The 5,286-nt window shown below is 74.5% G+C and carries 5 protein-coding genes and 1 pseudogene; 2 read left to right on the forward strand and 4 right to left on the reverse strand.

Annotated features, from left to right (window positions below; genetic code table 11):
• Positions 1-306 precede the first annotated feature (306 nt).
• Entirely contained in the window at positions 307-969 is a 663-nt protein-coding gene (locus AC2W7J_RS15535; RefSeq protein ID WP_485983494.1) for a hypothetical protein, read from the reverse strand.
• Between the two features lie 210 nt (positions 970-1,179).
• Positions 1,180-2,391 (reverse strand): cell division protein PerM, encoded by a 1,212-nt coding sequence (locus AC2W7J_RS15540; protein ID WP_485983496.1) that lies wholly within the window; start codon positions 2,389-2,391, stop codon positions 1,180-1,182.
• Positions 2,392-2,504: 113 nt separating this feature from the next.
• Here AC2W7J_RS15540 and AC2W7J_RS15545 point away from each other — a divergent pair, with 113 nt between their 5' ends.
• Together AC2W7J_RS15545 and AC2W7J_RS15550 are read left to right on the forward strand one after the other, a co-directional pair.
• Entirely contained in the window at positions 2,505-3,011 is a 507-nt protein-coding gene (locus tag AC2W7J_RS15545) for an RNA polymerase sigma factor (RefSeq protein ID WP_255184130.1), read from the forward strand.
• Positions 3,012-3,490: 479 nt separating this feature from the next.
• Positions 3,491-3,814 carry a hypothetical protein gene (locus AC2W7J_RS15550; protein ID WP_485983498.1) on the forward strand — a complete coding sequence of 108 codons (324 nt, stop codon included), beginning with the start codon at positions 3,491-3,493 and terminating at the stop codon, positions 3,812-3,814.
• Positions 3,815-3,976: 162 nt separating this feature from the next.
• On the opposite strand, the pseudogene ribH reads toward AC2W7J_RS15550, so the two are convergent.
• Both ribH and ribA read right to left on the reverse strand, forming a co-directional pair.
• Positions 3,977-4,432, reverse strand: a pseudogene (gene ribH / locus AC2W7J_RS15555) (6,7-dimethyl-8-ribityllumazine synthase); the annotation flags it as partial.
• On the reverse strand, positions 4,429-5,145 hold the full coding sequence (ribA, locus tag AC2W7J_RS15560) for a GTP cyclohydrolase II (protein WP_485983500.1): 717 nt from the start codon (positions 5,143-5,145) through the stop codon (positions 4,429-4,431). The pseudogene ribH and the gene ribA, both read right to left, overlap by 4 nt.
• Positions 5,146-5,286 lie beyond the last annotated feature (141 nt).

A 5,286-nucleotide genomic window follows, 5' to 3' on the forward strand; every position in this document is an offset into this window, starting at 1 on the left:
CCGGCGCGCCGCCGCTCGAGGCCGACCGCACTCCTGGTCGGCGCCGACGGCGCGACCTGCGCGGGGCAGGGGTGCCGGCGGTCTGGGGCGTCGAGCAGGGCCTGCAGGAGGGTGCCGGAGCCGGAGACGAGGACGACGAGACGAAGGGGGGCGCTCACCCCGCGAGTCTAGGTCGCGTGGGCGAGCGCCCCTCGTCCTGCTCCGGCGAGCGTCACCAGGTGGTGTAGGAGGAGTCGTTGATCCGGAAGCCGTGGTCGCCGACCCGGCAGGTCACGCCCGTCGGCCGGCTCTCGCAGCGCGTCATGCTCACGCCGACGCTGTAGTTGTAGGGCAGGATCGCCTCGTCGTTGGCGGTGGCGCCCAGCTCGGGGGTCCACCAGCGGGCCTCCTGGGCCTGCGCGGTCGACTGCACCGCGGTGACATCGCTGACGCAGTTGGGTCGGGCGCCTTGGTGTCGACGATCATGCTGCCGCCCATGTCGAACTCGCAGTCGTCCTTGAGCTCCTGCGGCACGGGCAGGCTGCCGGAGCGCAGGTCGCAGCGGGCGAACTCGTTGGTACCCATGGCGTAGTAGGTGCAGGCGATCTTGCCGCTCGGCGTGACGAAGCCCGCCTGGGAGGTCTTGTGCCCGAGGCGGTTGGCACCCGGGATCTCGGGCTCGCCCGGGTCCCCGGTCGACGGGCGCTCCCGGCCGGGGTCTGCGTGCCGGTCTCGCTCTCCTCGCCGGGCGCGGCCGACGCGGTGGTGCTGCTCGGTAGCGCTGGCGTCCCGGCGCCGCGGGCGAGGTGGTGCTCGCCGGCGCGGCCGTCTCGTCGTCGTCGACGAGGTCGTCGTCTGCGAGCTGTGGGTCACCGTCGTCTGCGAGGGCTGGTCCCCGGCGCCCTCGGCCCCGCCGCCGCAGGCGGCGAGCGAGAGCGCGGCGAAGACGCTGGCCGCGGCGGTCATGATCGGTCGGGTCGTGCGGTTCATCGGAGTGTCCCCTGTCTCTGCGGCACCCCCTGCGGGGCCGCTCACCCCACCAGACGGTCGTCGCCGCCGTCCGGTTGCATCACGGATCGGTCACGGGCCAAACCCTGGGGTGTGCGAAGCGGCGGACCACGAACCCTGCACAACCCTAGGGTTTTGCGACGTTTCGGGCCGCCAACCCTGCCGAACCTTGGCGGTGCGCGGCCGAGGCCCTTAGCCGTCGACGCGGTCCCGACCCGCCAGCGCGAAGGGAGGTCCGCTCAGCGGCGCAGCTGCCACCAGTCGCGCGCGGCGACGGCCAGGGCGCCGAGGGGCGAGCTCGACGAGGAGCGCGAGCAGCAGCGGCAGCGCGGGGGCGCCGATGTCGCTCAGCCGCACCGCGCCGATCGACCCGCCGCCGAGGGCGTCGAGCAGGACGACACCGAGGGCGGCGACGACGACAGCGGCGAGCACGGCGGCGAGCTTGGTCTGGGTGGGCGCCAGGCGCGGCACCTCGGCGAGGGCCCACCGACCGACGAGTCCGCCGACGAGCAGGGGCAACAGCACGAGCAGGTGGGTCACCCACGGCAGGTCGCCCGGCTGCGGCTGGGCGGCGAGCACCGGCACCATCGGCAGCAAGCCGGTCTCCGCCCCCGACCACGTCGTCATCGCCCCGCCCGTCGTCGCGAAGCCGGGCCCCGCAGCGAGGGACAGCGCCCAGATGCCGAGGTTGGGCAGCAGCCCGATCTGGAGGACGACGAGCAGCAGCCCGCCGAAGATCCCGGCGTCGAGCTCGGACTGGATGTGCGCCACCCGGCCGATGTGGATGAGGGTCGCGACGACGACGAGAGCCGCGCCGAGCACGAGGAGGGCAGCCGCCCCCTTCGCCCCGGGAAGCAGGCCACGCCGCAGCGACAGCGGCGCCTGGTCCCAGCGCTCGAGGAGCGGATCGGGCAGGCCGTGCGCCAGCGCCAGGCCGAGGGCCGGGAGGGCGACGAGGGGCAGCAGCAGGCTGAGCCAGCCGGGGCCGACCGGCGAGAGCAGCCCGAGCAGGGCCGCGAGGAGGCCGACGCCGGCGTAGCCGCCGAGCCAGGCGCCCTGCAGCCGCAGGTCCGGGGCCTCGGGCAGCAGGCGGCGGGCACCGGTGCGGGCCGCGAGGACGAGCAGCAGCGGGCCGAGCAGCGGCGTGAGCGCGAGGACGCCCTCACCGATGTGCAGGCGAGCACCGCCGAGGACGAGCCACAGGAGGCTGCCGGCCCCGAGCACCTCTCCCACGCCGGCAGAGGCCCGCGGGACGGCGAGGCCCGCGAGGAGGACGAGCACGACGGTGACGCACCAGCCGGCGAGCGCGGTCGCCGCGCCGCCGCCCAGAGCCCGCACATCGGGGCGTCGGGCGGTAGCGTCTTCCCCGGTCGTGGCCGACCGGATCATCTCGATCACCGTCACGCCCCCATCGTCACCGACGACGCGGGGCCGGTGGTGGAGGCAAGCCGGGGGTCACGAAAAGATTTCGGGATCGGGGGCAACCGAGTGCCCCCTTGACGCGTCTGGAGGGGTGAATGAAGGGAGGCAACGCCTCGGCGGAGGCCGAGTTCGACGACTTCTACCGCTCCACGGCACAGCGCGTGGTTCACCTCGTCTATGCATCGACGGGTGACCTCGAGCTGGCGCGGGACTCCACCCAGGAGGCCTTCGCCAGGGCGTGGCAGCGGTGGGACCAGGTCCGCGCCACGGACGAGCCGGGCGCCTGGGTTCGAACCGTGGCCAGACGCATCGCGATCTCTGCATGGCGCAAGGACACCAACCGGTCGAAGGCGATGGAACGCCACGGCGAGACCCCGGCACCAGCCGGTCCCACGGAGGACCGGGTGGCGGTGGTCGCTGCCCTGCGGACCCTCGGCCCCGACGTGCGCGAGACGCTCGCGCTCCACTACCTCACCGACATGTCGGTCGAGGAGATCTCCCGACAGACCGGCACCCCGCCGGGCACCATCAAGGCGCGCCTGCACCGCGGGCGCGCGCAGCTCGCCAAGATCCTCGCCGACAAGGAGGCCCACGATGACTGATCGTCACGACCCACGTGGGACCCCGAGGACGACGAGCTCGTGCGAGCTGCCCTCATGTCGCTCATGGACGACGTGCGCTCCGAGCCGCTGCCGGAGCCGGCCTTCGTCCGCGCCCGCGCCGAGGGCCGTGACGGCGAGCGCCTCACCGGCGGCACCGTCGTGCCGCTGTCATCGCGTCGTCGCCGCGTCCTCGGCGCGATCGCCGGTGTCGCAGCCGCCGCGGTCGTCGCCACCTCCGTCGCCCTCGTCGTCCGCGACCAGCAGGGCACGGGCACGGCTCCCGCCGGGACGACCACCGTGACCAGCCAGGAGCCGATCCGGATGCTCGGCTCGCGCGACTGGTCCGGCGCGCTCGGGCTCGACGTGACGAGCACCGAGGGCAGCACCGACCCGCAGGGTCAGTGCTTCGAGACGCCCACGACCGGCAGCTGGGACCGCAGCACCGCGACCCTCGCCGGGGGCACCGTCGTCGCCGGCCAGTGGATCGGCACGGCCGACGCGCCGCGGCGCCGACCGAGGCCGTCGACGAGGCCGTCACCCGGTGCGAGGGCACCTACCACGTCACCCAGACGATCACCCGGCCGAAGTCCGAGGACGTGCGCTACCGCTTCTGGCACCTCTCCGACGACGCCGGCGCGACCTACTGGTGGATCGAGGCCACACGGGGCAGCTCGCTCACCTACATGTCGGTCGCCGAGGTCGAGGGCATGACCTACACGGTCGACGAGATGGAGCGGGTGGCCGACACCGCGCTCGGCCGGGCCGAGGTCGCGACCGACTCGCCGGCCACGTCGACGCCCTGATCGTGCAGACAGCGCCGACCCGGGAGCAGGGGGGATCGACCGGGTCGGCGCTGCGAGTGACAGGTTAGGGCCGCCGCGCGAGCGGCGGTAGCCCCCGGCCCTCACGGTGCGGGTGTGGTGTGCGTCACCCACCCGCACGGGGTGTCTCACCCGCGCCAGGCCGCGCAGGATCCGGGCCGTCGAGACGGCCGCCTCCGCAGCCTCACGTCCCTTGTCCTCGCGCGAGCCGGGCAGGCCCGCGCGGTCGAGCGCCTGGGCGTCGTCGTCGCAGGTCAGCAGGCCGAATCCCACGGGCGTGCCCGAGTCGATCGCGACCCGGGAGAGCCCGTCGGTCGCGGCCGCGCACACGTAGTCGAAGTGCGGGGTCCCGCCGCGGATGACGACGCCGAGGGCGACGACCGCGTCGTGCGGGCGGGCCAGCTCGGCGGCGACGACCGGCAGCTCGAAGCTCCCCGGCACGCGCACGAGCGTCGGCTCGATGCCTGCCTCCGCGAGGGCGCCCTGCGCCCCGGCGACCAGGCCGTCCATCACCTGGGTGTGCCAGCTCGACGCGACGACTGCGACGCTCAGGTCGGCGGCGTCGCCGAGGTCGATCCGTGGTGCTCCGTGCCCGCTCATCGGGTGCTCCCTTCGTCGGTGTCCGGCAGCCACGGGAGGTCGTGGCCCATCCGGTCGCGCTTGGTGCGCAGGTAGTGCAGGTTGTCGCTCGTGATGCTCGGCGGCAGCGGCTCGCGGCCGGCGACTTCGACGCCCAGGCCGGTGAGGGCCTCGACCTTCGCCGGGTTGTTGCTCAGCAGCCGCACCCGGGTCAGGCCGAGGTCGCGCAGCACCTGGGCGGCGTGCGTGTAGTCCCGCGCGTCGACGGGCAGGCCGAGCTCGGAGTTGGCGTCGACGGTGTCGGCGCCGGCGTCCTGGGCGGCGTAGGCGCGCAGCTTGTCGACGAGCCCGATGCCGCGACCCTCGTGGCCGCGGACGTAGACGATGACGCCGGCCCCGGCCCGCACGACGGCCGACTGGGCCGCCTCGAGCTGCGGGCCGCAGTCGCAGCGCTTGGAGCCGAAGACGTCTCCGGTCAGGCACTCGCTGTGCACCCGCACGAGGGGGGTGCCCTCGCTGATGTCGCCGTGGACGAGCGCGATGTGCTCGCTGCCGTCGACACCGCTGCGGTAGCCGTGGGCGGTGAACTCGCCGTGCGCCGTGGGCAGCCGCGTCGAGACGACCCGCTCGACGAGCGCCTCGGTGCGGCGGCGCAGGTCGACGAGGTCGGCGATGCTCACGAGCGGCCAGCCTCGCTCGTCGGCGAGCCGGCGCAGCTGCGGCAGCCGCGACATCGAGCCGTCCTCCTCGACGACCTCGCAGATGACGCCGGCGGGGCGGCGGCCGGCGAGCCGGCCAGAGGTCGACGGCCGCCTCGGTGTGCCCGCGCCGCACGAGCACTCCCCCGTCACGCGCCCGCAGGGGAAGGACGTGGT

Source organism: Janibacter sp. CFPM2_SD2, assembly GCF_057364645.1.

What these genes read in the sequence shown, in the direction of transcription:
- AC2W7J_RS15535 (WP_485983494.1), bottom strand. Translation starts at nt 969, where the DNA reads ATGAACCGCACGACCCGACCGATCATGACCGCCGCGGCCAGCGTCTTC.
- AC2W7J_RS15545 (WP_255184130.1), top strand. Translation starts at nt 2,505, where the DNA reads ATGAAGGGAGGCAACGCCTCGGCGGAGGCCGAGTTCGACGACTTCTAC.
- ribA (WP_485983500.1), bottom strand. Translation starts at nt 5,145, where the DNA reads ATGTCGCGGCTGCCGCAGCTGCGCCGGCTCGCCGACGAGCGAGGCTGG.